Source organism: Kitasatospora sp. NPDC029367, assembly GCF_055569135.1.
The window spans coordinates 100,886-126,126 of record NZ_JBVHYH010000015.1 but is presented as its reverse complement, the minus strand read 5'-3'; the positions used below and the strand labels follow the sequence as shown (position 1 = coordinate 126,126).

Sequence of the window (25,241 nt, the reverse complement as noted above, 5' to 3'; positions counted from 1 at the left end):
GGGATGAGTGCGCTATTAGGGGCTCGCTTTTGTGGGGGGGTTTCCTCCCCCCCCCCCCCCCCCCCCCCCCCCCCCCCCCCCCCCCCCCCCCCCCCCCCCCCCCCCCCCGCCCCTCACTCCCCCTCGGGCACCTCCACGATCAGCAGGGTTCCCCGGCTGCCCGCGCGCACCGCGTGCCGGGTGCCCGCCGGGATGCGGCACAGCTCCCCTGCGCCGACCGTCAGCTCCTCGCCACCCAACTCCAGCTCCAGGACGCCGTCGGCGACCACCAACACCTCCGCCGTCCCGTGCACCTCCTCCGGCAGCTCCCGGCCGTCCATCCGCAGCACCTTCACCGCCGCCGTCCCGACCCGCGCCAGCACCACCGACCGCCACGCGTCCGGCAGTTGGGCCGCCTGCTCCTTCACGTCCACCAAGCTCATGACCAGGGACGCTACCCGCGCCGACCCTCATTTTGGTTGACCGTTCGGCAAAACCTGCCAGGATCGCCGGAGTGAACGCTCGCGCGCTGTACGAGGCGCTACTCGACACCGACGGCCCCTACGGTGAGGTCATCGCGCCCTGGCTCGACCAGGCCGCCACCGCCGACTACCGCGCTCGCCTCCACCTCGCCGCCACCCCTGACACCCACTGGTGGACCGAGGACAAGGACCTCCTCCAGGAGCTCTACGCCCTCAGCCGGGTCAGCGACTACCTGCTCCTCGACCCCCAACTCCCACCCCACCACCACCTCTTCACCACCCTCGGCATGACCCCGGTCGCCGAACCGCACCCCTTCGACCCGTTCCTGCACGAGATCACCGAGGTCGAGCAGGCCGAGGACCGCGACTCCCCCATCGAGATCCTCGAGGTCCGTCACCCCGGCCTGATGCTCGGCGAGCTGCTGTTCAGCCGCGCCGGCGTACGGGTCCGGGCCGGCGCCGCGCACGCGGAACGCGGGGTGGCCGACCGCTGGCCGCTGTTCTGGACGCACCGCCGCGCCCACCGCCCCACCCGGGACCTCTCCCAGGGCTGGGGCGGCAACTCCCAGTGGCGCACCGACTTCCGCCTCGACTACCGCACCGCCGACGGCGACCTGCTCAACGTCGCCGAGGACGCCCCGATCGACGGCCGCCCCGACCTCGACCCCAACGCCTACGGCAACCTCGGGCCGGACGAGCGCCTGCTCACCCCTGCCGAGCGCCGCGAACTCCTCCGTCACCGCACCTTCCTACGCACCCCCGAGACCCCCGCCGCAGCCGACCCCTCCTGGGCGGCCGAGCTGTGGCCCTTCGAGTGGCGGCTGCCGCCGACCCCAGGTGAGGCCGGGTGAGTGCTGGATCACTGCACATGATCAGACCGCTTGATAGGTAGAGACCCATGGAAGAACTCATACGTCTCGACGACGTCGAGGAAGCCGCAGCCGGAGACGGGCACCTGCTGTGGGCAGCCCAGGGGCAGTACGACGGCCGACTCGGCCCGGGGGTGCGGGCCTGGCGCCACGGGACGGCCCTCGCGGTGGCGAGCCCCGATCTCTCCGCGCGGGACCGGCTGGCGGTCAAGGGCGGTGCCGATGACGCCGCACGGCTGGTGCGGCGCGTGCTGACCGAGGTCGGACCGACCTACCGCCCCGTCGGCCAGGCGTCGTTGATCGAGTCGCTGGCCGACGCGATCCCCGGTCTGTCGCTGTTCCCCCGGTTCTACTGGATGGAGACCTCGACCGCACCCGCCCCGCCCGCCGTCGCGGTGGAGTGGCTGGACGAGGTGACGGTGAAGGAGGCGACCTCGCTGTTCGACCGCTTCTTCCCCGACTCGTTCGCGCAGCCGGAGGACGGCAGTGCGCACCGTTGGGCCGGGATCGTCGACTCCCTCGACAGCCGCACCCCACCGGAGCCCCTGGCCGTGGCGGCGGACGTCTGGTCGGCGGCCGGTTGCGGGTTCATGGCCGGCGTGTGCACCCACCCCGCCGCCCGTGGGCGCGGGCTGGCGCAGGCCGTCTGCGGTTTCGTCCTCGGGGAGTTGGTGCGCCGGCACGGGCGGGCCGCCCTCATGGTGTACGGCGGGAATCAGTCGGCGATAGCCGTGTACGAGCGCCTGGGTATGGCCAAGCGGCCCCTTGCGGGGGCTCAGGTCGTCGCCTCCCCGTCGTAGCAGCCCGTCAGGCGTCCCCCTCAGGCCGCCTCAGCGCTCCTCAAGCCTCCTCAGGGCTCCTCGGGCCTCCTCACGCCTCCCCGCCGTGGTCGGTGAGCAGTTCGCCGAGCACGTGCCGGGCGGTGCGCGCCATCCGGGGGTTGCTGTCGCGGTAGTAGTCCAGCTCCGCCAGCGCCACGGACAGCGCCCAGCCCCTCCCCCGCTCCCAGGCCGCGTCATCGGCGCCGACGGCCGCCCGGAAGGCGTCACGGGCCGAAGCCGGGAGCACGTACCAGGCGGGGAGCAGGTCCACGGCCGGGTCGCCGAGGCCCGCGCAGCCGAAGTCGATGACGGCGCTGAGCCGGCCGGGCCCGTCGACCAGCAGGTTGCCGGGCTGGAGGTCGGCGTGGATCCAGACCGGCGGCCCGGGGTGCTCGGGCGCGCCGAGTACCGCCTCCCACAGCCCGGTTGCCGCCGCCGCGTCCACCACGCCCGCCAGCGCCGCGATCGCCCGCCGGACCGCCGCGTCCCGCGCCGCCAGCGGCTCGCTGCGGTAGGAGGCCGGGGCGCCCGCCGGGTCGGCCCGGTGCAGCGCGGTCACGAACGCGGCCAAGTCAGCGGCCAGCAAGCCCGGTTGAGGCACGTCCCCGGCGGTCGGGTTGGCCCCGTCCAGCCAGCGCAGCACCGACCACTCCCACGGGCAGCCGTCGAGCGGCTCACCCAGGGCCACCGGAACCGGTACGGCGACGGGCAGTTCGGGCGCCAGGCGGCGCAGCCAGGTGTTCTCCTTGCCGATGTCCTCGGCCACCCCGGGGATGCGCGGGATCCGCACCACCAGCTCGGCGCCGAGCCGGAACATCGCGTTGCTGGTCCCGGCCGAGTCCACCCGCTCGACCGGCAGACCGGCCCACTGCGGGAACCGTACGGCCACCATCCGGCGGACCAGCGCCTCGTCGAGGTCCACTTCGTCCGCGTGCATCTTCTGGGACATGGCGCCCGACCCTGCCAGCGCCGCGAGCCCCCAGCAAGCGAATTACCAAGGCACGACCTGCCCCAGCTGGTCCACGAAGTGCAGGCCGCCCTTGCCCCGGTGCCGCTCGATGGTCTCCGCCACCTTCGGGCCCCACCCCCGCCTCAGACCCCACCCCGCCAGACGCCGGTACGGATCCACCGCCGGCTGACGCCGCCCGCCACGAAGGGGCCGACCAGCATGGACAGCATCCACAGCCCCACGCTGGCGGGCGAGTAGATGTAGTAGTGCCACTGATTCGGAAGCAGCACCGGCAGCAGGAGCGACGTGACGAGCGCCCCCCAGGTCGCCATCCAGACGATCACCGCGCGCGCCACGACGTCCATGCGCCCGTGCCTCCTTGCCCCTCCGACTACATTTGAACGCGTTCAATATAGCCGAGGACGCGCCCGCTCAACTCCGCACCGCGAGATCCTGACCGCCCAGCACCTTGAGCAGCCGCAGCGCCGAGTGCGAGGGCGTGCCGGGCGCGGCGGTGAAGAAGATCGTCCACTGGTCCCGGTGCGGGTCGTGCAGCGCCTCGCAGTCGAGGTCGAGCGGACCGACCACCGGGTGCAGGATGCGCTTGTGGGTCGAGCTGCGGATCTCGACGTCCTGCTGCGCCCACAGCTCGCGGAACTCGGCGCTGGCCGCGAGCAACCGCTCGACCAGGCGGCGCAGCCCGCTGTCGGCGGGGTAGCGGGCGGCGGCGGCCCGCAGGTCGGCGACCACCCGGCGGGCGAACCGGGCCGCGCCGTCCGGTTCGTGGCGGGCACGGGACTCCGGGTCGGTGAAGAAGCGCCAGACGAGGTTGCGCTCGCCGGGCGGCTGGGCGGAGAAGTCGCCGAGCAACGCGGCCGCCATGGCGTTCCAGGCGAGGACGTCGCGGGCGGCGCTGCAGACCATGGCCGGGGTGTCGTCCAGCCGGTCGAGCAGGTGCAGGATGCCGGGCCGCACGTCGCGGGACATACCACTGGGCGGCAGCGGCGGTTCGCCGACCAGGTGGTGCAGGTGGGCCGTCTCGTCCTCGGACAGCCGCAGCGCCCGACTGATCGCCCCGATCATCTGCCGGGACGGGCGCGACCCCCGGCCCTGTTCGAGCCGGATGTAGTACTCCACCGACATGCCCGCCAGCTGCGCGACCTCCTGGCGGCGCAGGCCCGGGGTACGGCGCCGCCCGCCGGCCGGCAGGCCGACGTCGGCGGGCTGGATGCGGGCGCGCCAGCGCCGCAGGAAGGCGGCCAGCTCCGCCCGGTCCACGTGTTCCACGCCCCCAGTCTGGCCCCGCCCCCGCACGCCGACCATGGCACTCCCGGTACCACCCTCGACAGTGCTCTCCCGGCCCGGCCGCCGCCCGGCCAGGGTCGGGGCATGACCACGAACCGCATCGTCCTGATCACCGGCGCCAACAAGGGCATCGGCCTCGCCACCGCCACCGAACTCGCCCGCGCCGGGCACACCCTGCTGCTCGGCGCCCGCGACCCCGAGCGCGGCGCCGCGGCCGCCGCCACCCTCACCGCCGAGGGCCTGACCGCCCGCGCCGTCCGCCTGGACGTCACCGACCCGGCAAGCGTCACCGCCGCGGCCGCACTGGTCGACGCCGAGTACGGCCGACTGGACACCCTCGTCAACAACGCCGGCATCACCCGGGACCTCGGCACCACCCCGGAGAGCCTGCCCCTGGACGACCTGCGCGCGACGTACGAGACCAACGTCTTCGGCGCCGTCACCGTCATCAACGCGATGCTGCCGCTGCTGCGCCGCTCCCCGGCCGCGCTGATCGGCAACGTCTCCAGCGGCCTCGGCAGCTCCTCCGTCCTCGCCGACCCGGACACCCCGGCCGGCCAGTACGCGGCGCTGCTCGGCTACAACACCTCCAAGGCCGCGCTGAACGCCGTCACCCTGGTCTACGCCCGCACCCTGCGCGCCGAGGGGATCAAGGTCAGCGCCCTGGAACCGGGCCACTGCGCGACCGACCTCAACCACCACTCCGGCCCGTCCGACGTCCAGGACGGCGGCCGCCGGATCGCCCGCCAGCTCGGCGCCGCCCTGACCGGGCCGACCGGACGGTTCTTCCACCCCGACGGGGGCTTCTACCCCTGGTGAACCGCCCCGGCGGCGATCAGCGCGGGCAGCTCCCGCATGTCCCGGAACACCACCGTGCCCGGCCCGGCCAGCCGCTCCGCCGCCGTGACGCCGCCCGCGTAGCCGAGCGCCCGCATCCCGGCGGCGCGGGCGGCCGTCACCCCGGGGCCGCTGTCCTCGACCACCACGCAGCGGGCCGGGTCAACGCCCATGCTGCGCGCGGCGTGCAGGAACAGATCGGGCGCGGGCTTGCCGCGGTCGACCTCGGTGGCGCTGTAGATCCGGCCCTCGAAGCGCCCGTACAGCCCGGTCCGGCCCAGGGTGTGCCGCATCTTCTCGTGCGTACCGCTGGACGCCACGCACATCGGCAGCCCGAGCCCCGCCAGGGCGTCCAGCGCCTCCGGCAACCCGTCCACCGGCGTCAGCCCGGCGTCCACGGCCTCGGCGTGCAGCTCGCGGAACCGCTTGTCGAACAGGGTCGCGGCCTCCTCCCCGAACCGCTCCGCCACCATCGCGTGGTTGGCCGCCTCCGACCGCCCGACGAACCTCTCGACCACCTCGGCCTCGCCGAGCGGCCACCCGAGCTCGGCCATCAGCCGCCCGACCACGCGCACGGCGATCACCTCGCTGTCCACCAGGACGCCGTCGCAGTCGAATATCACCAGGTCTATCGGCTCGATCATCCGATCAGCATAGGGCGCGCCAGGAACGGTCAGGGGCCCGGCGGCCGAAGCCACCGGGCCCTTCGAGCGAGCCGACTGTGCGTCAGCTGGTCTGGACGGAGGTGTCGTCGATCACGAAGCTCGTCTGCAGCGAGGAGTCCTCGGTGCCGGTGAACTTCACGGTGACCGTCTGGCCCGCGTAGGCCGAGAGGTCGAAGGTGCGCTGCTGGTAGCCGGCCGCGGCGTCCACGTTCGAGTAGGTCTTGAGCGTGGTGCCGTTGACCGACACGGTCAGCTTGTCGTACGCGGTGCTGCCGGTCTCGGCGGTGTCGATGTGCAGCCAGAAGCTCAGCGTCGCCTTGCAGTCGGCCGGGATGCTCACCGTCTGGGACAGCGTGTCGGTGTGGGTGCTGCCGTAGCCGTCCAGGTACGCCTTCCAGCTACCGCCGTGGGACGGCTCCGAGGATCCGTTGTCGATCACGCCGCTGGACGCGGTCCACGGCGAGGCCGTGCCGGTCTCGAAGCCCGGGTTGCCGAGCAGCTGGGCCGGGGTGCAGGAGCCGCCGCCACCACCGGTGACCGTCCAGGTGAAGCTGGTCGTGCCGGACTTGCCGGCCGAGTCCTTCACCGTGACCGTCACGTTGGAGCTGCCCGCCGCGGTCGGCGAGCCGGTGATCACGCCGGTCGAGGCGTTGATCGACAGGCCGGCCGGCAGCCCGGCCGCCGAGTAGGACAGCGGGGCGGTGCCGCCCGAGGCGTTGATCTGGAGGTTGACCGAGCCGCCCACCGCGGTGGACTGGTTGCCCGGGTTGGCCACCGAGACGGCGGCGCCGGCCGGCTTGGTGAGCAGGCAGCCGGGCACGGTGAGGTCGACGGTCCGGGCGGAGTTGACGCAGGTGGTGAACCAGTAGGTCTCCTCGCCGTAACTCTGGCCCTTGAAGGCCTTGGTGGAGCCGTCGGCGGCGACCTCACAGGGGTTGTTGAGGGTGCACATCGCACCGTCGTCGTTGCCGGTGTTGTTGATGCCGACGATCCGCCCGCTCGCGGAGTCGATGATCGGCGAACCGGAGGTGCCGTGGGTGGTGTTGCAGCCGGAGCTGTAGCGCAGCGAGTCGTGCCAGGTCCACTCGTCCTCGCGCAGGGTGGGCACGAACCCGTTGACGGAGCAGTTCCACACCTGCTTCCAGTACGAGGACGGGATGTACATCGAGGAGCCGTCGACCGGGTGGGCGTCGTTGATGGTGAGGGCGGTGGCGCCGTACCGGGAGCTGATCGAGGCGAAGGTGTCGGTGAGTTCGTAGAGGGCGACGTCCGTGCCGGTCATCGTCGCGTAGATCACCTTGTCGGCCTGGACGGTGCCGAGGCTGTTGCCCGCGCCGTCCAGCAGGGTGCCGCTGCGGCTGGCGCTGACGTTCTGGATGACCTGGCCGTAGGGGGGCATGGTCGGCAGGCAGTGCCCGTTGGTGAGCATCATGGCCCGGTCGCCGGAGGCCGAGGTGGGGAACCGGACCAGCGAGGCGGAGCAGTCGTCCAGGGCGATGGTCGACGTCAGGTCGGCGGCCTGGACGGCGTGGGCGGGGGCGGCGGCGAGGACCAGCCCTCCGGCGACGACGGCGCTCGCACCGGCCATCGCGACAAGTCTCTTGAACATGGCTCTCCTTGTGGGGGATCGCGGGCCGCCCGGCTGGTCGCCGAGGCCCACGCCCGCACGAAAGTGCCATGGTCACTTCAAACGGTCAACAGTTCCCGCACAACTCGCCACCCCACGGGACGGGTTGTGCCATCGATCGGCAACAACCCGTCCTGGTATGCCCGTTACGCGCGGAACCGGTGAACGCTACGACTGCGCGAGCGGATCGACGTTCATCCACTCGATGTCGCGCCGCTCCTTGTCGTCCGGCGCAAGGATGGTGAGGGTCCGGATCGTGCCGCCCCCGTCCGGCGTGAACTCGTGCGTACCGGTGAACCTGGCGAACGCGCAGCCCTGGGTGAATGCCTTCGCCCCGGAGTCCCAGTCCGCGCCGCTGGTGAAGTAGAACTCGTACACGCCGTCCGCGATGCCCTCGATGGTGGCCTGCTGCCCCTTGGCCGCGTACACCGAGGCCACCGCGGTGCCGTTGGCGGCGATCGTGAGGACCGCGTCCGTCGGCCCGGCGTTGTCGACCTTCACCACGCCCTTGCCGCCCTTGCCGCCCTCCCGGACCACGGTGCCGTTGTCCAGGCTGCGCGACCGCGTCTGCGGCTTGGGCAGCTCCGGTACGGCGAAGGCGGTCCGGTAGCCGGCCGCCCTCAGCTTGGCGAGCGCCGCCGAGACCCCGGCCACCCCCTGGCCGTCGCCGAACTGCGCCAGTCCGCCGTCGACGGAGCACACCCTGTGCTCCGAGATGTCCTTCCCGACGGCCTCGGTGTCGGTGGCGAGCGTGGTCAGGGCGGTCGCCAGGTCGGCCCGCGCCGCCGTGGCGCCGGCGGGCGCCGTGGCGGCGTTCACGTTCCGCGCGGCCCGGTTGGCGTCGGACGCCAGGTGGGTGAGCACGGTGTCGAGGCCGAAGGCGCTCTTGGCGGAGGTCGCCTTGTCGAAGTCGGCGCCGACCGGCGCCAGGGCCTGGTCGAGCGCCGTCCCGAACGACGTCGCCCCGGCGGACGGCGCGGCCTCGCCTCCGCCCCCGCCCGAGCAGGCCGCGAGCAGCAGCGCCGAACCAACAGCCAGACCGGCCTTGCCGATGGACCTCATGACCCCACCCCGTGTCACCCGGCACGCACACCGTGCGCGCACCCCGCGACATGATCCCGAGTACGAACCACCCCGGTCAATCCGTTTCCGGCGATCACCCGCAGGGGCCGCCCCGGTCCGCCCGTCGGGGTCAACTACGATCGGCACGTGCTCAGCCTCACCGGACTCCCCCTCCAGATCATCACGTCGGTCATCGCGATCGTCGTCTTCGCCGCCACCATGTGGTTCTGGCCCAAGTTCGGCGGCAAGGGCTGGAAGTCCTGGCTCGGCCGGATCGGCGCCTTCCTGGCCACCCAGCTGTCGGTGCTGGCCGCGATGGGCCTGATCGCCAACAGCTACTTCGGGTTCTACAGCTCCTGGACCGACCTGCTCGGCACCAGCGGCGGCCTCGGCACGGTGGTCGACCACCAGCCGAACGCCTCCGGGGTGTCCGTCACCGGCGAGCAGAGGTTCTACTCGTCCCAGGGCTCGGAGCCGGACCGCTCCGGGCTGATCCAGAAGGTCGACGTCAAAGGGTCCGGCACCGGCCTGAGCACCGAGGCGTACGTCTACCTGCCGCCGCAGTACTTCCAGCCGGGCTTCGCCAAGCAGCGCTTCCCGATGGCCGTGGTGCTGACCGGCTACCCGGGCACCCCGGAGAAGCTGATCTCGCTGATGCAGTACCCGGCGTCCACCCTCGACGCCATCGAGCAGAAGAAACTGCCGCCGACCATCCTGGTGATGACCCGCCCCACCCTCGTCGACAACCGGGACACCGAGTGCGTCGACGTGCCGAACGGCCCCCAGGTCGAGACCTTCTTCACCAGCGACCTGCCCAAGGCCCTCGCCACCACCTACCGGATCGGCACCGACCCGGCCAACCGGGCCGTGATCGGCAACTCCACCGGCGGCTACTGCGCGCTCAAGTTCGCCCTGCGCAAGCCCGACTCCTACCCGGCCGCGGTCGCGCTCTCCGGCTACTACAGTGCCGCCCACGACCCGACCACCGGCGACCTGTTCGGCGGCAGCGACAAGCTCAAGCAGGAGAACGACCTGCTGTGGCGGCTCAAGAACCAGCCGCCCGCCCCGGTCTCGCTGCTGCTGACCACCGCGTTCGACGAGAACAACTACGACGAGACCAAGGCCATGGTCGCCGCCTTCAAGGCGCCCACCAAGATGTCCACGATCACCCTGGACACGGCCGGCCACAACTTCCACACCTGGACCCGGGAGATCCCCCCGGCCCTGGAGTGGCTGGGCAAGCACATCACCATGCCGGCCGCCGCCTGAGCGAGCCGGCCGGCGGATAGCCCCCCTGAACCCGCCCGCCGGGCAGGGCGGAACCGGGCAGATCACACCCGCCTCACAGCCGTATCTCACGGTTCTCTCAGCCGCACCACGCACGGTATGGCGCATGACCACGAGCAGCTACTCCCCTCCGGCCGGCGATCCGTGGCCCGAGGACGCGAACTACCCGCCGCCGGAGGTGCCGCACCCTGAGGCCGGACGGCCGGACCCGGCGCCGCTCTTCCCCGAGCAGCCCCTGCCGCCGACCGGCCCCAAGGGCCCGGCCTCCTGGTCCGGACGGCTGCGCACCCTCCCGGCCCGCGCCTGGCGCGGGCGCGCGGACGACCCGCACTGGGTGCGCCCGGCCCTGCTGGCGCTGCTGGCCGCGACGGTCCTGCTCTACCTGTGGGGCCTGGGCGCCTCCGGCTGGGCCAACGCCTTCTACTCGGCGGCCGTGCAGGCCGGCAGCCAGAGCTGGAAGGCCTTCTTCTTCGGCTCCTCCGACGCCGGCAACTTCATCACCGTCGACAAGCCCCCGGCGTCCCTGTGGCCGATGGCGCTGTCGGTGCGGCTGTTCGGTCTCTCCTCCTGGTCGATCCTGGCCCCGCAGGCGCTGATGGGCGCGGCCACCGTGGGCGCGCTGTACGCGACGGTGCGCCGCCGCTTCTCCCCGCTCGGCGGCCTGCTGGCGGGCGCGGCGCTGGCGCTCACCCCGGTCGCGGCGCTGATGTTCCGCTTCAACAACCCGGACGCGCTGCTGGTGCTGCTGCTGACCCTGGCCGCGTACGGGATGGTGCGGGCGGTCGAGACGGCGAGCACCAGGTGGCTGCTGTTCACCGGCGCGATGTTCGGCTTCGCCTTCCTCACCAAGACGCTGGCGGCCTTCCTGATCCTGCCCGCCTTCGCGGTGATCTACCTGGTCGTGGCACCCACCGGCTTCCGGCGGCGGCTGTGGCAGACCCTGCTCGCGGGCGTGGCCGTGGTGGTCGCCGGCGGCTGGTGGGTGGCGATCGTGGAGCTGCTGCCCGCCTCGGCCCGCCCGTACGTCGGCGGCTCGCAGGACAACGACTTCCTGTCACTGACCTTCGGCTACAACGGCCTCGGCCGGGTCGACGGCAACGAGCGCGGCAGCGTGGGCGGCGGCGGCCGGATGCCCGCCGGGCTCGACCTGCCGGGCGGCGCCGGACACAACCGCGGCTGGGGCCAGACCGGCATCACCCGGCTGTTCGGCAGCGACATCGGCGGGCAGATCGCCTGGCTGCTGCCGGCCGCGCTGATCCTGCTGGTGGTCGGCCTGTGGGCGACCCGCCGCTACGCCCGTCCGGACACGGCCCGGGCGGCCTTCCTGGTCTGGGGCGGCTGGCTGGTCTCGACCGCGCTGATCTTCAGCTTCATGTCCGGGATCTTCCACCAGTACTACACGGTGGCGCTGGCCCCGGCCGTCGCGGCCCTGTTCGGCATGGGCGTGGACGGCCTGTGGCGGGCCCGGCACCGGCTGCCGTACGCGCTGCTGCTGGCCGGCGTGCTCGCGGTGACGGCCGGGTGGGCGTTCGTCCTGCTCGGGCGCAGCTCCGACTTCCTGCCCTGGCTGCGCTGGGCGGTACTGGTCGGCGGACTGGCGGCCGCGGGGGCGCTGGTCGCCGGGCAGGTGGCGGGCCGGGTCTCCGGACGGACGGGCGCGCGGATCGCCTCGGTGGCGGGCCTGGTGGGCCTGGCGGCGGCGCTCGGCGGTCCGGCCGCGTACGCGGTGGATACCGTGGGCACCGCGCACAACGGCTCGATCATCACGGCCGGTCCGTCCGTGAAGGGCGCGGGCTTCGGGCCGGGCTCCTTCGGCAAGGGCGGCAAGGGCGGCCGGGGCTTCCCGGGCGGCTTCGGCGGCGGCCAGGGCGGTCAGGGTAGCCAGCCCGGCCAGGGCGGCTTCGGCGGCGGCCAGGGCGGCTTCGGCGGGCGGGGTGGTCAGGGCGGCCGCGGCTTCCCGGGCGGTCAGAACGGCCAGAACGGCCAGGGCGGCTTCAACGGCGGCTCCGGCGGCGGCTCCGGCCGGGGCGCCGACGGCACCGCCCCCGGCGGCCGCCACGAGCGCGGCGCGGGCGGGTCCACCGGCTCCGGCGGCACCTCCGGCGCGCCCGGCTTCCCCGTGTTCCCGGGCAGCGGCCAGGACCCCGAGGGCGCGGGCGGCCCCGCCGGCTTCGGTGGCGGCATGGGCGGCATGGGCGGCCTGCTCGGCGGCACCAAGGTGAGCGAGGAGGCGAAGTCCCTGCTCTCGCAGGACGCCGGCCAGTACACCTGGATGGCTGCCACCACCGGTTCGCAGAACGCCGCGAGCTACCAACTCGCCACCGGCAAGCCGGTGATGGCGCTCGGCGGCTTCAACGGCACGGACCCCTCGCTCAGCCTGGCGGGCTTCCAGAAGTACGTCCAGGAGGGCAAGGTGCACTGGTTCATCGGCGGCGGCTCGCACCGCGGCTTCGGCGGCGCGGGCGGGGCCGGCGGGGCGGGCGGCGAGGGCGCCGAGGACGGCCAGCAGACCGAGGCGGCGCAGATCGAGGCCTGGGTGACCGGCCACTTCACCGCCAAGACGGTCGGCGGCGCCACCTTCTACGACCTGACGGCCCCGAAGGCCTGATCCGGTCGGCCCGACCCGGGCTCCGGGAACCCTGATCCCGGAGCCCGAACTCCCAAGGGGGCGTGCCGCGTTCGCGCGGCACGCCCCCTTTCGCAGGCCACTTTCGCGGGCCCCTTCGCAGGCCCCGTCCCGCGCCCCGTCAGTCGGAGCCGCAGCGCGCCCCGGCGGCCGGCAGCACCCCGTCCACCAGGTAGGCCTCGGCGGCGTCGCGCGCGCAGGAGCTGTGGTACCAGGACATGTGCCCGTCGCCGTCGCGAGTGAGCAGCACGCCGTGCTGCAGCCCGGCCGCCATCCGCTGCGCCCAGACGTACGGGGTGATCGGGTCCTCCGTCCCGCCGATCACCAGGATCGGGGCGCTGCCGGGCGCCGTCACGGTGTGCGGCCGCTCGGTGGAGCGGTACGGCCAGGCACGGCAGTCGGGTTCGAGCAGGGCGAGCCGGGTGTCGTGGCGGCTGGTGAGCGGGGCCCGGGCGGCGAGGTCGGCGAGCGCGGTGCGCAGGTCGGCGTCGGTGGGGGCGAGCGGGGCGTCGGCGCAGTGGATGGCCGTGAAGGCGTCCGCGGAGTTCTCGTAGTGGCCGTCGTCGTCGCGGCCGGCGCTGCCGTCGGAGAAGCGGAGCAGTTCGTCGCCCTCGCCGCGGGTGAGGGCGGGATCGAGGGCGGAGCGCAGCCGGGACCAGCTGCCGTGGCCGTCGGCGAGCGTGTCGATGACGACGCCCCAGCCGAGGGCGGCGGTGACGGTGCGGCCGTCGCGGGTGGGCAGCGGGTGGTCCTTGAGGCCGTCGAGGAAGTCGGCGAGCCGCCCCGGAGCGGCGCCCGGGTCGGTACCGAGCGGGCAGTCGGCGCCCTCGGTGGTGCAGGCGGCGGCGAAGGCCCGGAAGCCGGCCTCGGTGGCGGCGGCCTGTTCGAGGTCGAGGTGCATCAGGTCGGTGCTGCGTTCGACGGCGCCGTCGAGGACGAGCCGGCCGGTGCGGTCGGGGAACTCCTCGGCGTACAGGGCGCCGAGGTAGGTGCCGTAGGAGAGGCCGAGGAAGTCGAGCTTGCGCTCGCCGAGGGCGCTGCGCAGCACGTCCATGTCGCGGGCGCTGTCGCGGGTGCCGAGGAACGGCAGGACGTCGGCGTACTTGGCCCGGCAGGCGTCGGCGAGGACCCGGCCGCGGTCGTAGGCCGGGTCGTCGGTGCGCATCCACTGCTCGCGGGTGCGGTCGTCCAGGCAGTCGACGGGCAGGGTGGCGCCGGAGCCGCGCGGGTCGAAGCCGACCACGTCGAAGCGGTCGCGGAGCGGGCCCTGGCCGTCCTTCCAGCCGCGGGCCATGTTGGCACCGGAGTTGCCGGGCCCACCGGGGTTGACCAGCAGGGCGCCGATCCGGTGGGCGGGGTCGGCGGCGGGCACCCGGACGACGGCGACGTCGATGCCGCGGCCGCCGGGGTCGGCGTAGTCCAACGGGGCCTTGAGGGTGGCGCACTGGACGACCGGTGCGGCCGCCGCCGCGCCGTCGGTGCCCGTGTCGCCGCCCCCGCCGTCGCAGGGTGCCCAGGTGAGCCGCTGGTCGTAGTACGCCCGCAGGGCCGGGGAGGCACTGGCGGGCACCTGCTCGGCGAGCGGCGGGCGGCCGGTCGGCGCGGCCGCGGGGCGTGCGCCGCCGGGGCCGGAGCAGCCGGCGGCCAGGGTGAGGAGCAGGGCGGCGAGGACGGGCAGGGCGCGTCGCCGCAGGCGGGGGATCGTCGGGGGCACTGCCCACGAATACCATCCGGCGCACTGCCAGGGCACCTCGCCCTCTGCTCCCCGCCGTCTCCTTGTCGCTTCCCTAGCGCGGCCGCGCGATCCGGCTGCGCGGTACGGCCGGCGCGGAAGGATCGTTTCCTCACTCACCGCACTGCTGGAGCATCGCCTTCTTGTCCGCCTCGGTGACCGGCAGCTGGTACTTGAGCGAGACCTGGGCGAAGCGCACCGCGTACGAGCAGCGGATCTCGGTGGCGGCGGGCAGCCAGTCGGCCGGGCCGGAGTCGCCCTTGGAGGCGTTCTGCGAGCCGTCGGCGGGGATCAGGTTGAGCGGGTCGTTGGCGATCCGGACCCGCTTGGCCTTGTCCCACGTGGCGGCGCCCATCTGCCAGTCGTAGGAGAGCGGCATCACGTGGTCGATCTGGATCTTCGACGCCTGCTGCTTGGTCCACTCGACGGTCCGGCCGGTGTACGGGTCGTGGATGGTCATCGCGGTGACCACGCAGTCCGAGCCGTCCTTGCGCTCGACACCGCTGCCGTCGCGGGCCAGCAGGTCGTTGCGGGTGTCGCACCTGTTGCCGCCGTACGGGACGCCCTCGACGCTGTCCGTCCAGGCCGGGCCGAACTCGTTGCGGTCGTAGCCGTCCTTGGGGCCGGTACGGGCAGTGGCCACCTTGCCGATCAGCTCCCGGCCCGCCTTCCGCTCCTCCGGGGTGGTCAGCGGTGCCAGGCCGGGCTTGGTGCCGTCCGGGTTCTCCAGCGGACTGGTGCCGGTCCCGGCGGCGGACGGTCCGGACCCGCCCGGCGACTTCCCGCCGCGGCCCTCGACCAGCCAGCCGACCAGGGCGAGCAGGCATATCAGGAACACGGTGGCGGCGGACAGCCAGGTACGGCGGGCGGGCACGGAGAACTCCGGTGGTCAGGGGCGGGTTGACGGCGCACCAGCAGACCAGCCGCCCCAAGAGGAGGTCAAGCCGACGCCACGGGGAGCCCAAGAGCATGTCGAAGCTCACACTCCGTCGACTCCGGCGGCTCCTCCCCCTCCCGCCCGCAGCCCGGCCCGGGAGTTCAGCCCCCGATCGCCGACATCGGCCGGTCCGGCCGGACGAACCCGGCGCTCCCGATGGCGTGTCCGGGCCCCTTGCCCGCCACCGAGGCCCGCCAGGCCTCCTCGATCCGCCCGTCGTCCGCGCCCCCGCGCAGCAGCGCGCGCAGGTCCGACTCCTCGGTCGCGAACAGGCAGTTGCGCAACTGCCCGTCGGCCGTCAGCCGGACCCGGTCGCAGCCCCCGCAGAACGGCCGGGTGACGGAGGCGATCACCCCGATCACCGTGTCCGTCCCGGCGACCCGCCACTCCTCCGCCGGGGCGTTGCCGCTGCGCCCCACCGGCACCAGGTCGAAGCGCTCGCCGAGCCGGGCCAGCACCTCCTCGGCCGTCACCATCGCGGCGCGGTCCCAACTCCCCTGCGCATCAAGGGGCATGGACTCGATGAAGCGCATCCGGTAGCCGTGCTCGACGGCGAAGGCCGCCAACTCCGGTATCTCGTCGTCGTTCACGCCGCGCACCGGCACGGCGTTGACCTTCACCGGGTCCAGCCCGGCTGCCTTCGCCGCCGCCAGGCCCGCGAACACGTCGGCGATCCGGTCCCGCCGGGTGAGCGCCGCGAACCGGTCCGCACGCAGCGTGTCCAGGCTGACGTTCACCCGCCCCAGCCCGGCCTCCCGCAGCGCGACCGCGGTCCGCGCCAGGCCGATCCCGTTGGTGGTCAGCGACAGCTCCACGCCCAGCGCGGCCAGCCGCCCGACCAGGCCCGGCAGCCCCCGCCGCAGCAGCGGCTCCCCGCCGGTCAGCCGTACCGAGCGCACCCCCAGGCGCTGCGCCGCGATCCGCACCAGCCGCACCACCTCGTCGTCCCCGAGCGCGTCCGCCCGGGGCAGCCAGTCCAGCCCCTCCGCCGGCATGCAGTACGTGCAGCGCAGGTTGCAGCGATCGGTCAGGGAGACCCGCAGATCGGTGTGGACCCGCCCGAAGCGGTCCACCAGCGGGCGCGGTGCGGTGTTCATCGCCCCAGTACAGGGGCAAGCGGGCCGCGAGACCAGCGGCCGAACCGCCGGGGACCGCCCACGACCTGCGCCTTCGCCTTGTGGATTCGTACAAGCGCCGAACCGCTGCGCGAGCGGGCCCGGACCGGGCAGGCTGGGCGCATGCAGACCACACCGCCCGCCGTCCCGGCCCTCGTCCTCGCCGCCGGGGGCGGGCGCCGGCTCGGCGGGCGGCCCAAGGCGCTGATCCGGTACGCGGGCCGGCCGCTGGTGGAGCACGCGGTGGCCACCGTCCGGGCCGGCGGCTGCCCGGACGTCACCGTGGTGCTGGGCGCGGACCGCGAGCGGGTGCGCTCCACCGCGCACCTGCCGGGCTGCCGGCTGGTCGCCAACCCGGACTGGGCCGAGGGCATGGGCTCCTCGCTGCGGGCCGGACTGGCCGCGCTGCCGCCGCGGGCCCCGGCGGTGCTGGTGATGCTGGTGGACACCCCGGGCGTCACCCCGGCCGCGGTCGCCCGGCTGCTGGCCGCGCACCGGGCCGGCGCCGAGCTGGCCGCCGCGGCGTACGGCGGGCGGCGCGGACACCCGGTGCTGATCGGCGCGCGGCACTTCACCGAGGCCGCCGAGGGCGCGGCCGGGGATGCCGGGGCCCGCGCCCTGCTGGCGGCGCACGCCGGGGAACTCGTCCTGGTCGAGTGCGCGGACATCGCCGTCCCCGACGACCTGGACACCCCCGCCGACCTGGCCCGCTGGTCCGCGGACCGACCACCCCCCGGACACCGGCCGCGCATCCTCCCCGAGGAGGGGCCGGGCCTCGCCCCTGGCGGCGACCGCCCCCTCAACCGTCCCTGATCCGTCCCTGATCCGTCCCTAAGGATTGCCCCATTCCGCGCCCGGAGCCGGACGTTTCGGGGAGCATGGGAACCATCCACCCCGACCCGACACCGACGGACGGAGCCCGCGATGGCAGGACTGCCCGACGACTTCACCGGACACGACCCCGCGCGGTCGGGGCCGGGGGCGGGCGGTGGCGCCCGGGCGATCCGCTGCCCCGCCTGCCGCCGCGAGCACCTGTACGAGCCGCCGTCGCTGCCGTGTCCGTGCGGCGCCTCGCTGAAGGTCCCGCTGCTGCGCGGCGGGGTGCCCGTACAGGTGCGGTTCCGCTCCTGGGAGGACTCCTGGCTGAGCATGCGCTGCCCGCACTGCGGCCGCTCCGACCAGTGGCCGCAGCCCGAGTTCACCTGCAACTGCGGCGCCACCGTCCGCCTCCCGGTGGACCGCACCACCCGGCTGGGCAGCGGCACCGCCGGCCCGCTCGCCGCCCCCGGCCCGCAGGCCGTCCGCCCGCACCCGGCGCACCCGGTGAACGCCCCGGTGCCCGCGCCGCCCGCGCCGAGCGGCGGCTCCGCCGGACGCCCCCGCCCGTTCCGCCACCGCGCCCCGTTCCGCCCCCACCCGGTGCGCACCTCCCAGGACGCGGTGTTCACCGCCGCCCGCTACCTGGAGTGGCTCGGCTTCGACGACCTGGAACTGACCGAGGCCCAGGAACGCGACGGGGTCACCCTGCTGGGCGGCCGGATGGTCGCCCAGGTCGACACCTGGACCGAGCCCGCCGACGTGAAGTCGGTCGAGTGCCTGTGGCTGCAGACCCTGCACGCCGAGGAGATGGCCGCCGCCATGTTCACCCTGGCCGGCTACTCCCACCAGGCCACCGTGCGCGGCGAGCAACTGCTGGTCGCCCTGTTCAGCCTGGACCTGGCCGGCGTGCCCCAACCCGCCAACGGCGCCGCCGAGGCCCTGATGGAGACCGGCTGGACCTCCTGACCCGACCCGGCCCTCCCCCCGGCGCCCCGGAACCCCGGTGCCCCGGTGCCCCGGAACTCCCGGCACCCCTGGCACTCCCGGCACCGGCGACCCACTAGATCATCTCCCCGACAAAAGCAACAACCTCCGCTCGTGATCTGGTGCACAAGCTCACCCCCGTGTTGAATTGCCGCCACAGCGCGGGTCTTTCGCCGTGCCGTCGACCCTGCCGTCGCCATGCGAACGGGTCGTGACGGCAGGGCTCCAAGGCAGGTCCGCGCCCTTGCTGGATGGCGCACACAAGGAGGTGGCGTTGTCGGAGCACGGATGGAGCCCGAGCGGCCCGGACGAACGGGGGCGGGCGGCAGCGGAGGAACCGGGCGACACCGTGTGGCGGCTGCGGTCCCGGGGGTGCTGGCAGGAGGCCGCCGAACTACTGCGACCCGCCGCCGAACACGACCCGGCCGCGGCCCTCGCACGGGCCGAACTCCTCATCGAACAGTGCCTGTTCACCGCCGCGCACTGGACCCAGGCGGAACAGGCGTTACGACTGGCCGAGGCCCTGGCGGAGGGCACCGAGCAACGCGCGGCCGCCGGCTGCGCCCGCGGCTTCCTCGCCTACCTGGCCAGCGTGCTCGGCCCGCGCGACCGCCTCGACGAGGCCCAGGCCGCCCTCGGCCGCACCTCGGCGCTGCTGCCGCCGGACGCACCGGGCCGCCCCCTGCTGGACTTCCGGCGCGGACTGGTCGCCGAGAACCTGCTGGGCGACCGCGGCGCCGCCTGGATCGCCTACCGCCGGGCGCACGAGGGCGCCGGGGAACGCGGGGACGAACTGCTCCGCTCCTACACCTGGCGGCACCTGGCCGCGCTCGCGCTCTCCCGCGGCGACCGCGGCAACGCCCGGGAGGGCTTCGACGCCTCGCTGCGGCTGCGCGAGCAACTCGGCTTCACGGTGGGGGTGGCGCCGGCGCTCGCCGCGCTCGCCGAGGTGTCCGAACCCGCCGAGGCGGTGCGGCTGCGCGCCGAGGCCACCCGCCTGGTGCACGCCCTCGGCGGGGTGCCGGTCTGGCTCGCACGCCAGCTCGGACGAGCGCCGGGGCCTCCCCCGGACGGACGCATCGCCAGCGAGACCCGGGGAACAATCAGCTAAGGTGAGCCTAACCTGTCCGGGGTGAGCAGCGCCTCGGGCAGGTCGCCTTGCTGTTCCCCGGGCACCGCCGCGCCCCGGACCGGCCGGGCCCGGCCGCGGCAGCACCGCCGCGACCGGCCCCGCCGGGCGGTCCACCGGCGGCCCCGGTCGACCCGATGGGGCCCGCCCATGACCGCGAGCAGCACCCGGCCCGGCCCCGCGCCGCGCGCCCCCCGCACCACCCAGGCACACGACCACGCGCAGGCGCACGACCACACCCAGCCGCACGGCCACGCGCCCGGCCACACCCAGGCGCACGACCACACCGACGCGCTGGCCGCCCCCACTCCCTGCGCCCCCTCGTACCACCGGCTGACCGCGCTCGCCCCGATGCTGGACCTGCACTGCGCCCCGCCCCGGCACGGCGACGGCTGGCTGCCGGTCGACGCGCTCACCACCGACCCGGAGGCGCTGCGCGAACTGGTCGCCCACGACGCCCGGCAGGGCCTGACCCGCTACGGGCGGCCGCTGCGCCCGGACGTGGCGGCCGGTTTCGGACTGCACCGCTTCGTCTGGCCGGTCTCGCTGCTGTTCACCGTGCCGTGGTTCCTGGAGCGGCGCGTCCCGCTGCTCGGCCCCGGCGACGTCTCGGTGCACCGCGCCCCGGCCTCGATGGAGCTGACGGTGCGCCCGGAGGCCTTCGTCTGCCTGCCGGACGATCCGGCGGTCCGCGCGGCCGGGGCCCGTACGGTGCCGGACGAGGACGCGCTCGCGGCCGAACTGCGACGCGCGCTGGGCGAGTTCCTGACCCCGGTGCTGGCCGCCTTCGGACCGCAGGCACGGCGCGGGCCCCGGGTGCTGTGGGCGATGGCCACCGACGCGGTGGTGGAGGGGCTCTGGTACGCGGGCGGGCTGCTCGGGGAGCAGGAGCGGGCGCGCGCCGAGCTGTCCGCGCTGCTGGCCCCCGGGGAGCCCGCCGGGGCCGGGGCGCCCGCCGGACCCGGCGAGCCCGACGGCCCCGCGGCGCCCCCCACGCGGTCCTCCCCCGGACCGGCGCGCACGCCCGGCGCGGACCGGGGCCCCGCTCCCGCCCCGGCCCCCTTCACCCCGGGCGCCGGTTTCGCACCCCCGGCGCCCGGGTGCAACGGTGCTTCGGGTACGGACCGGGCCCGGGCCAGCTGTTGCCTCGTCTACACCGTGGAATCGGCGGAAATGTGCAACGGCTGCCCCCGCGTCACGCGACGTTGACGAAAATCCGTACGCCCCGGGATTCGAAAAGCCCGTGATTCCGGGAATGTCCCGCGCCCAATTCATATGACAATGAGATTGGCGACGGGTCAGAAATCCCTCTCCTCAGCGCATTGACGGCGAATCCGCCTTTCCCCCGCCGAGCATCCGTCATGATGGTCCCCGCCGCGCTGCTGAACGCAGTGGGCGGCGCAGGAACGCGACGCAGAAAGCGAGGCTGGTTCCGGCAATGAAATTGTCCGACATACCGCTCGGCTGGGCCGTCACCGGGGTGGTGGGGCTGCTGGTCAGCGCCCTCCTGGTGGCCCTGGCCCGAAGCCGGGGATCCGCCGCCGGCGCGGATTCCTGGGAGCGTTCCGAGGAACGGCGCCGCAACAAGGAATCCCTGTACGGCGCGGCCTCCTACACGCTGCTGTTCTGCTGCGCCGGCGTCGCGGCCGCACTCTCCTTCCACGGCCTGGTCGGCTTCGGCGTGCAGAACCTCGGCCTGTCCGGCGGCTGGGAGTACCTCGTCCCGTTCGGCCTGGACGGCGCCGCGATGTTCTGCTCGGTGCTCGCCGTCCGCGAGGCCAGCCACGGCGACGCGGCGCTCGGCTCCCGCCTGCTGGTCTGGCTCTTCGCCGGTGCCTCGGCCTGGTTCAACTGGGTGCACGCCCCGCGCGGCTTCGGCCACGCCGGCGCCCCGCAGTTCTTCTCCGGCATGTCGCTGTCCGCCGCGATCCTGTTCGACCGCGCGCTCAAGCAGACCCGCCGGGCCGCGCTGCGCGAACAGGGCCTGGTGCCCCGTCCGCTGCCGCAGATCCGCATCGTCCGCTGGCTGCGCGCCCCGCGCGAGACCTACGCGGCCTGGTCGCTGATGCTCCTGGAGGGCGTGCGCAGCCTGGACGAGGCGGTGGACGAGGTCCGCGACGAGAAGCGGGAGCGCGCCATGGAGAAGGAGCGCCGCAAGCTCGCCGGGCGCCGCGAGCGGGCCGAGATCCGGGCGATCAACCGCAGCAGCGGCCACTGGCGCGGACGCGGCGGCGCCGCACGGCAGTTGGAGTCGGCCGCCCCGGAGTCCGCGATAGCCGGCGGGCCCGGGGCGGAACTCCCGGCGGGCGGCCGGGAGGCCGCGGCCGTCGGCTCCGCCGAGGCGGGCGCGCGCGAGGTCGAGGCCGGCACGCGCGGGGCCGAGGCGGCCGCACGCGGGGTCGAGGCGGCCGGGGGCGCCGTCGTCCAGCCGGGCCTGCCGGCCCGTCCGGAGCGGCGCACCATCGACCTCACCGCCGACGAGGACACCGTCACGCTGCCCCGGCTGGACTCGCTGGAACGCAAACTGAAGGACCTGGAGCAGCAGTTCGGCTGACCCGTCCACGGGCCGGTCAGGCCACGCTCGTCCCGCTGAGCTCGAACCACATCCGCTTGCCGGACCCGCGCGGCTCCACGCCCCAGGCGTCCGCCAGCGCCTCGACCAGCATCAGCCCGCGCCCGGAGGAGGCCTGCTCCCCCGGGGTCCGGCGGGTCGGCCAGAGGTCCGACTCGTCCTCCACCTCGACCCGCAGCCGGGCCCGGCCGCCGTCCGAGACCGTCTCCCGGTAGAGCCGGGCGGTGAACATGGCGTCCCGGTCGGTGTGCCGGATCGCGTTGGTGACCAGCTCGGAGGAGAGCAGTTCGGCGGTGTCGATGAACTCGGCGACGCCCCAGCGGCGCAGCGCGTCGCGCAGCTCGGCGCGCACCTCGGCGACCCTGGCCAGGTCGGCCTGGCCGATCCGGCGGCGCAGCTGCTGGGCGGCCAGGCCGCCCTCGGGGCCGTCCCAGCGCAGCAGCAGGAGCGCTATGTCGTCCTCGCGCTCGCTGGAGTCGGCGGCCTGGGAGGTGATCCGGTCGGCCAGCTCCTCCAGCGGGTCGCGGGCCGCCTCGCCGGCCGTCGGCAGCGGACGGGCCATGGTCCGGGTGAGCCGGTCGATGCCCTCGTCCAGGTCGGTGCCGCGGGCCTCGACCAGGCCGTCGGTGCAGAGCAGCACCGTCTCGCCCGGGTCCAGGCTGAACCTGGTCACCCGGTACTCCTGGTCCGGGTCGATGCCCAGCGGCAGCCCGCCGGCCACCGGCAGCACGGCCGCGGTGCCGTCCGCGCGGCGCACCACCGGGTCCAGATGGCCGGCCCGGACGGCGTAGACCACGCCGTAGTCCACGTTGACCTCGGCGTAGGTGCAGGTCGCGAAGTGGTCGGTGTCCAGGTCGGCGAGGAAGCGGGAGGCGCGGGCCATCACCGCGGCGGGCGGGTGCCCCTCCGCGGCGTAGGCGCGCAGCGCGATCCGCAGCTGGCCCATGATCCCGGCGGCGTGCACGTCGTGGCCCTGGACGTCGCCGATCACCAGGCCGACGTGCCCGCCGGGCAGCGGGACCACGTCGTACCAGTCGCCGCCGATCTGCAGTCCGGAGCCGGCCGCCAGGTAGCGCACCGCGGTGGTCACCCCGGGCACGGACGGGACGGTGCGGGGCAGCATCACCCGCTGCAGGCCGGCCGCCAGCTCGTGCTCGGCGTCGTGCAGCCGGGCCCGGGCCAGCGACTGGGCCACCAGGCCGCCCAGGGTGGACAGCAGGGTGCGCTCGTCCGCGTCCAGCTCGCGCTCGTCGTCGAAGCTGACCACGCAGACGCCGATCGCCCGGCCGCTGGCCACCAGCGGCAGGTACGCCCAGGAGCCGCGGCCGGTGCGGCTGGTCCGCTCCCACGCGTCGGGGTGGCGGTCCCGGAAGTCCTCCCGGCTGGAGATGAAGACCGGGGCGCGGTGCCTGAGCGCCTCGCTGGCCGGGTGCCCGGCGGGCAGCACCGCGCGGTCCCAGACCGCGAGGGCCTGCGAGCGGTAGCCGGAGGCGCCGAGGATCCGGGTCCGGCCGGCCTCGAAGGAGGCCAGCACCAGACCGTCCGGCGGCAGTCCGGGCAGCGGCAGCTCGGTGAACACCCGGGCCACGTCACGCACGGTGACCGCCTCGGAGAGGGCGCGCGCGGCCTCCTTGATGAACCGGGAGCGCTCCTCGCGCAGCTGGGCCATCCGGTCGGCGCGGTCGCGCTTGTGCAGCTCGACGGTGGCGTCCCAGACGAAGCCCACCATCCGGGAGGCCCGGCCGAAGGCGTCCGCGAGCACCCGGCCGCGGAAGCGCACCGCGCGCATCGTGCCGTTCGGCCCGACGGTGCGGTAATAGGCGCCGCACTGGCCCAGCTCGGCCACCGCGCGCTCGACCCGGCGGCGCACCACGGGCGCGTCCTCCGGGTGCAGCAGGGAGAGGAAGGAGGCGGCGGTGCGGTCGAACCGTTCCCGCTCGACGCCGTCCAGTCCGATGATCGTGCAGGCCCGCTGGTCGCCCTCCAGGACGTCGCGGCGGATGTCCCAGTCGAAGGAGCCGATGCCGTTGGCGGCCATCGCGGGCTCCAGCCAGTCCGGCATGGAGTCGGCGGAGGAGGGCGGCAGCCCGCCGGACAGCACGGGCGCCAGCCGCCCGGAGGCGAGCACCGGGGGCGTGCGGACGGAGTTACGGCGGGTGGCCTGCGCGGGCGGACGGGGCGCGGGCGGCTGGGGAGCGGGCGGGTGCGACTCCACGGCGGGCAGGGGTCGCTCCACGGCGGGCGCGCCGGGAGGAAACGCCGGCCCCGGCGACTCGGGCTCAGTGGGCATGCTGCTCCTGCCGCTGCCGTGGCGGACCGCGCCGACCGTCCGGACGGGCCGCGTGGCGGTGTGATGGGTCGTGCTGGATCGGGCGGTGTCGACGGGCGGTGGTCAGTCGAGGTTCGGTCTCCCCGCTGCTTCCCGCACGTGGACACACATTCCCACCATCCTGTCCAATGTTCGGCCGAGCGGCAATGGCAACGGGCCGGAAATCTTGCACTCAGCCTTGTGTTCAGGGCTTGCTTCGAGAACGGATCAATCGGGGGCGAACAATCGTACAGGTGTCGCGTCCGGATTCGCCGACCGGCCGCGGCGGGCCCGGTGGACCACGGGTGACGGCCGCGGGTGACGGCCGCGGGCGACGGCCGTCGGTTACGGCAGCGGGCTTCGTCCTCGGGCTACGGCATCGCGGGTTACGGCATCGCGAGCTCGAACCAGGTGACCTTGCCGTCGCCGCGCAGGTGCACGCCCCAGGAGTCCGCCAGCGCCTCCACCAGCAGCAGGCCGCGCCCCGAGGTCGCGTACTCGGCCTCCGGATCGCGCCGCCGCCCGGGCAGCCGGCTCGCGCCGTCCTGCACCTCGACCCGCAGCCGGCTGTCCGTATCCAGCACCGCGTCGAAGACCGCGCCCTTGCCGGTGTGCTGCAACGCGTTGGTGACCAGCTCGGAGGAGAGCAGCTCGGCGGTGTCGGACAGCTCCGGCACCCCCCAGTGGCTCAGCGCCGTGCGCAGCCGGTGCCGCACCGCGCCCACCGCGACCAGGTCGGCCGGTTCGAGCGTCAGGTGCAGCCGGCGGTGCAGCGCGCACCCCGGGGCCGACGCACCCGGTAGGGCCGTTCCGGCGCCGACGACCGGGCCCTGGACCGGCCCGGACCGGTAGGCGTCGCCCGAACTCGTCCGCTGCCGCGGGAATCGCGACTGACCGTCCATCAACAGATGCCCCCGCCCTCAAATCCGGGCCCCCGCCTCCGGATCCCCCGCCGGCCGGGTGGCCCCCTCGTACTGAACCACCATCCTCATGCCCAGTTGACGGCGTTTGCAACAGTGTGCGTCCGATCACGTGGGGTGAAAGGGGCACGGGGAGGTTCACGTGATCCAACTGCCCTCGCCGGACAGGTTTGCGAAGCGCAGAGGGTGTTTTCGAGACCGCCCCCACCCGATCCC

At 74.4% G+C, this 25,241-nt stretch carries 21 protein-coding genes and 2 pseudogenes; 10 read left to right on the top strand and 13 right to left on the bottom strand.

The features are described from left to right. Positions 1–113: 113 nt before the first annotated feature. Positions 114–422 (bottom strand): cupin domain-containing protein, encoded by a 309-nt coding sequence (locus tag ACZ4W5_RS11385; protein WP_465653972.1) that lies wholly within the window; start codon positions 420–422, stop codon positions 114–116. Between the two features lie 71 nt (positions 423–493). Between ACZ4W5_RS11385 and ACZ4W5_RS11380 the strand changes: the two genes are divergently transcribed. Both ACZ4W5_RS11380 and ACZ4W5_RS11375 read left to right on the top strand, forming a co-directional pair. Further along, positions 494–1,312 (top strand): hypothetical protein, encoded by an 819-nt coding sequence (locus ACZ4W5_RS11380; protein WP_465653971.1) that lies wholly within the window; start codon positions 494–496, stop codon positions 1,310–1,312. Positions 1,313–1,359: 47 nt separating this feature from the next. Continuing rightward, entirely contained in the window at positions 1,360–2,130 is a 771-nt protein-coding gene (locus ACZ4W5_RS11375) for a GNAT family N-acetyltransferase (RefSeq protein ID WP_465653970.1), read from the top strand. 70 nt (positions 2,131–2,200) lie between these two features. Here the strand turns inward: ACZ4W5_RS11375 and ACZ4W5_RS11370 are convergent, their stop codons facing one another. The 3 genes from ACZ4W5_RS11370 to ACZ4W5_RS11360 form a co-directional block, all read right to left on the bottom strand. Next, positions 2,201–3,100 carry an aminoglycoside phosphotransferase family protein gene (locus ACZ4W5_RS11370; protein ID WP_465653969.1) on the bottom strand — a complete coding sequence of 300 codons (900 nt, stop codon included), beginning with the start codon at positions 3,098–3,100 and terminating at the stop codon, positions 2,201–2,203. Between the two features lie 143 nt (positions 3,101–3,243). After that, positions 3,244–3,465 (bottom strand): hypothetical protein, encoded by a 222-nt coding sequence (locus tag ACZ4W5_RS11365; RefSeq protein ID WP_402482884.1) that lies wholly within the window; start codon positions 3,463–3,465, stop codon positions 3,244–3,246. Between the two features lie 67 nt (positions 3,466–3,532). Further along, complete coding sequence (locus ACZ4W5_RS11360) at positions 3,533–4,387, bottom strand: helix-turn-helix transcriptional regulator (RefSeq protein ID WP_465653968.1); 855 nt, start codon at positions 4,385–4,387, stop codon at positions 3,533–3,535. 102 nt (positions 4,388–4,489) lie between these two features. Between ACZ4W5_RS11360 and ACZ4W5_RS11355 the strand changes: the two genes are divergently transcribed. Continuing rightward, positions 4,490–5,224, top strand: coding sequence for an SDR family NAD(P)-dependent oxidoreductase (locus tag ACZ4W5_RS11355; RefSeq protein WP_465653967.1), 735 nt, complete (start codon positions 4,490–4,492; stop codon positions 5,222–5,224). On the opposite strand, the gene ACZ4W5_RS11350 is transcribed toward ACZ4W5_RS11355, so the two are convergent. From ACZ4W5_RS11350 to ACZ4W5_RS11335, 4 genes and pseudogenes are all read right to left on the bottom strand, one after another. Further along, positions 5,212–5,886, bottom strand: coding sequence for an HAD family hydrolase (locus ACZ4W5_RS11350; RefSeq protein WP_465653966.1), 675 nt, complete (start codon positions 5,884–5,886; stop codon positions 5,212–5,214). The two genes, ACZ4W5_RS11355 and ACZ4W5_RS11350, sit on opposite strands and share 13 nt — an antisense overlap. An 82-nt stretch (positions 5,887–5,968) precedes the next feature. Further along, positions 5,969–6,697: pseudogene (locus tag ACZ4W5_RS11345) on the bottom strand (Ig domain-containing protein); the annotation flags it as partial. 201 nt (positions 6,698–6,898) lie between these two features. Continuing rightward, a pseudogene (locus tag ACZ4W5_RS11340) lies at positions 6,899–7,336 on the bottom strand (trypsin-like peptidase domain-containing protein); the annotation flags it as partial. Between the two features lie 366 nt (positions 7,337–7,702). Then, positions 7,703–8,596 (bottom strand): hypothetical protein, encoded by an 894-nt coding sequence (locus ACZ4W5_RS11335; RefSeq protein ID WP_465653965.1) that lies wholly within the window; start codon positions 8,594–8,596, stop codon positions 7,703–7,705. 147 nt (positions 8,597–8,743) lie between these two features. On the opposite strand from ACZ4W5_RS11335, the gene ACZ4W5_RS11330 reads away from it, so the two are divergent. Both ACZ4W5_RS11330 and ACZ4W5_RS11325 read left to right on the top strand, forming a co-directional pair. Beyond that, entirely contained in the window at positions 8,744–9,865 is a 1,122-nt protein-coding gene (locus ACZ4W5_RS11330; RefSeq protein WP_465653964.1) for an alpha/beta hydrolase, read from the top strand. A gap of 124 nt (positions 9,866–9,989) precedes the next feature. Next, the gene (locus ACZ4W5_RS11325; RefSeq protein ID WP_465653963.1) at positions 9,990–12,491 is read left to right on the top strand and encodes a glycosyltransferase family 39 protein; all 2,502 of its coding nucleotides are present in this window, start codon (positions 9,990–9,992) and stop codon (positions 12,489–12,491) included. Between the two features lie 139 nt (positions 12,492–12,630). On the opposite strand, the gene ACZ4W5_RS11320 is transcribed toward ACZ4W5_RS11325, so the two are convergent. The 3 genes from ACZ4W5_RS11320 to moaA form a co-directional block, all read right to left on the bottom strand. Beyond that, complete coding sequence (locus tag ACZ4W5_RS11320; protein WP_465653962.1) at positions 12,631–14,223, bottom strand: alpha/beta hydrolase; 1,593 nt, start codon at positions 14,221–14,223, stop codon at positions 12,631–12,633. 130 nt (positions 14,224–14,353) lie between these two features. Further along, positions 14,354–15,070, bottom strand: coding sequence for an HNH endonuclease family protein (locus ACZ4W5_RS11315; RefSeq protein WP_465653973.1), 717 nt, complete (start codon positions 15,068–15,070; stop codon positions 14,354–14,356). A 209-nt stretch (positions 15,071–15,279) separates the two neighbouring features. Then, positions 15,280–16,275 carry a GTP 3',8-cyclase MoaA gene (gene moaA, locus ACZ4W5_RS11310; RefSeq protein ID WP_360234838.1) on the bottom strand — a complete coding sequence of 332 codons (996 nt, stop codon included), beginning with the start codon at positions 16,273–16,275 and terminating at the stop codon, positions 15,280–15,282. Between the two features lie 141 nt (positions 16,276–16,416). Between moaA and ACZ4W5_RS11305 the strand changes: the two genes are divergently transcribed. The 5 genes from ACZ4W5_RS11305 (at position 16,417) to ACZ4W5_RS11285 (ending at position 21,779) form a co-directional block, all read left to right on the top strand. Continuing rightward, on the top strand, positions 16,417–17,106 hold the full coding sequence (locus tag ACZ4W5_RS11305; RefSeq protein ID WP_465653961.1) for a nucleotidyltransferase family protein: 690 nt from the start codon (positions 16,417–16,419) through the stop codon (positions 17,104–17,106). A 111-nt stretch (positions 17,107–17,217) separates the two neighbouring features. Next, positions 17,218–18,078: a hypothetical protein gene (locus ACZ4W5_RS11300; RefSeq protein WP_402482852.1), complete on the top strand. Its 861-nt coding sequence runs from the start codon at positions 17,218–17,220 to the stop codon at positions 18,076–18,078. 292 nt (positions 18,079–18,370) lie between these two features. Continuing rightward, on the top strand, positions 18,371–19,207 hold the full coding sequence (locus ACZ4W5_RS11295) for a tetratricopeptide repeat protein (RefSeq protein ID WP_402482850.1): 837 nt from the start codon (positions 18,371–18,373) through the stop codon (positions 19,205–19,207). 168 nt (positions 19,208–19,375) lie between these two features. Next, positions 19,376–20,434: a (2Fe-2S)-binding protein gene (locus ACZ4W5_RS11290; protein WP_465653960.1), complete on the top strand. Its 1,059-nt coding sequence runs from the start codon at positions 19,376–19,378 to the stop codon at positions 20,432–20,434. A gap of 229 nt (positions 20,435–20,663) precedes the next feature. Continuing rightward, entirely contained in the window at positions 20,664–21,779 is a 1,116-nt protein-coding gene (locus ACZ4W5_RS11285; protein ID WP_360234826.1) for a DUF2637 domain-containing protein, read from the top strand. Between the two features lie 16 nt (positions 21,780–21,795). Here the strand turns inward: ACZ4W5_RS11285 and ACZ4W5_RS11280 are convergent, their stop codons facing one another. Continuing rightward, positions 21,796–24,087, bottom strand: a complete 2,292-nt coding sequence (locus ACZ4W5_RS11280) for a SpoIIE family protein phosphatase (protein ID WP_465653959.1) — start codon at positions 24,085–24,087, stop codon at positions 21,796–21,798. A gap of 404 nt (positions 24,088–24,491) precedes the next feature. Next, positions 24,492–25,007, bottom strand: a complete 516-nt coding sequence (locus tag ACZ4W5_RS11275) for an ATP-binding protein (protein WP_465653958.1) — start codon at positions 25,005–25,007, stop codon at positions 24,492–24,494. Between the last annotated feature and the right edge of the window lie 234 nt (positions 25,008–25,241).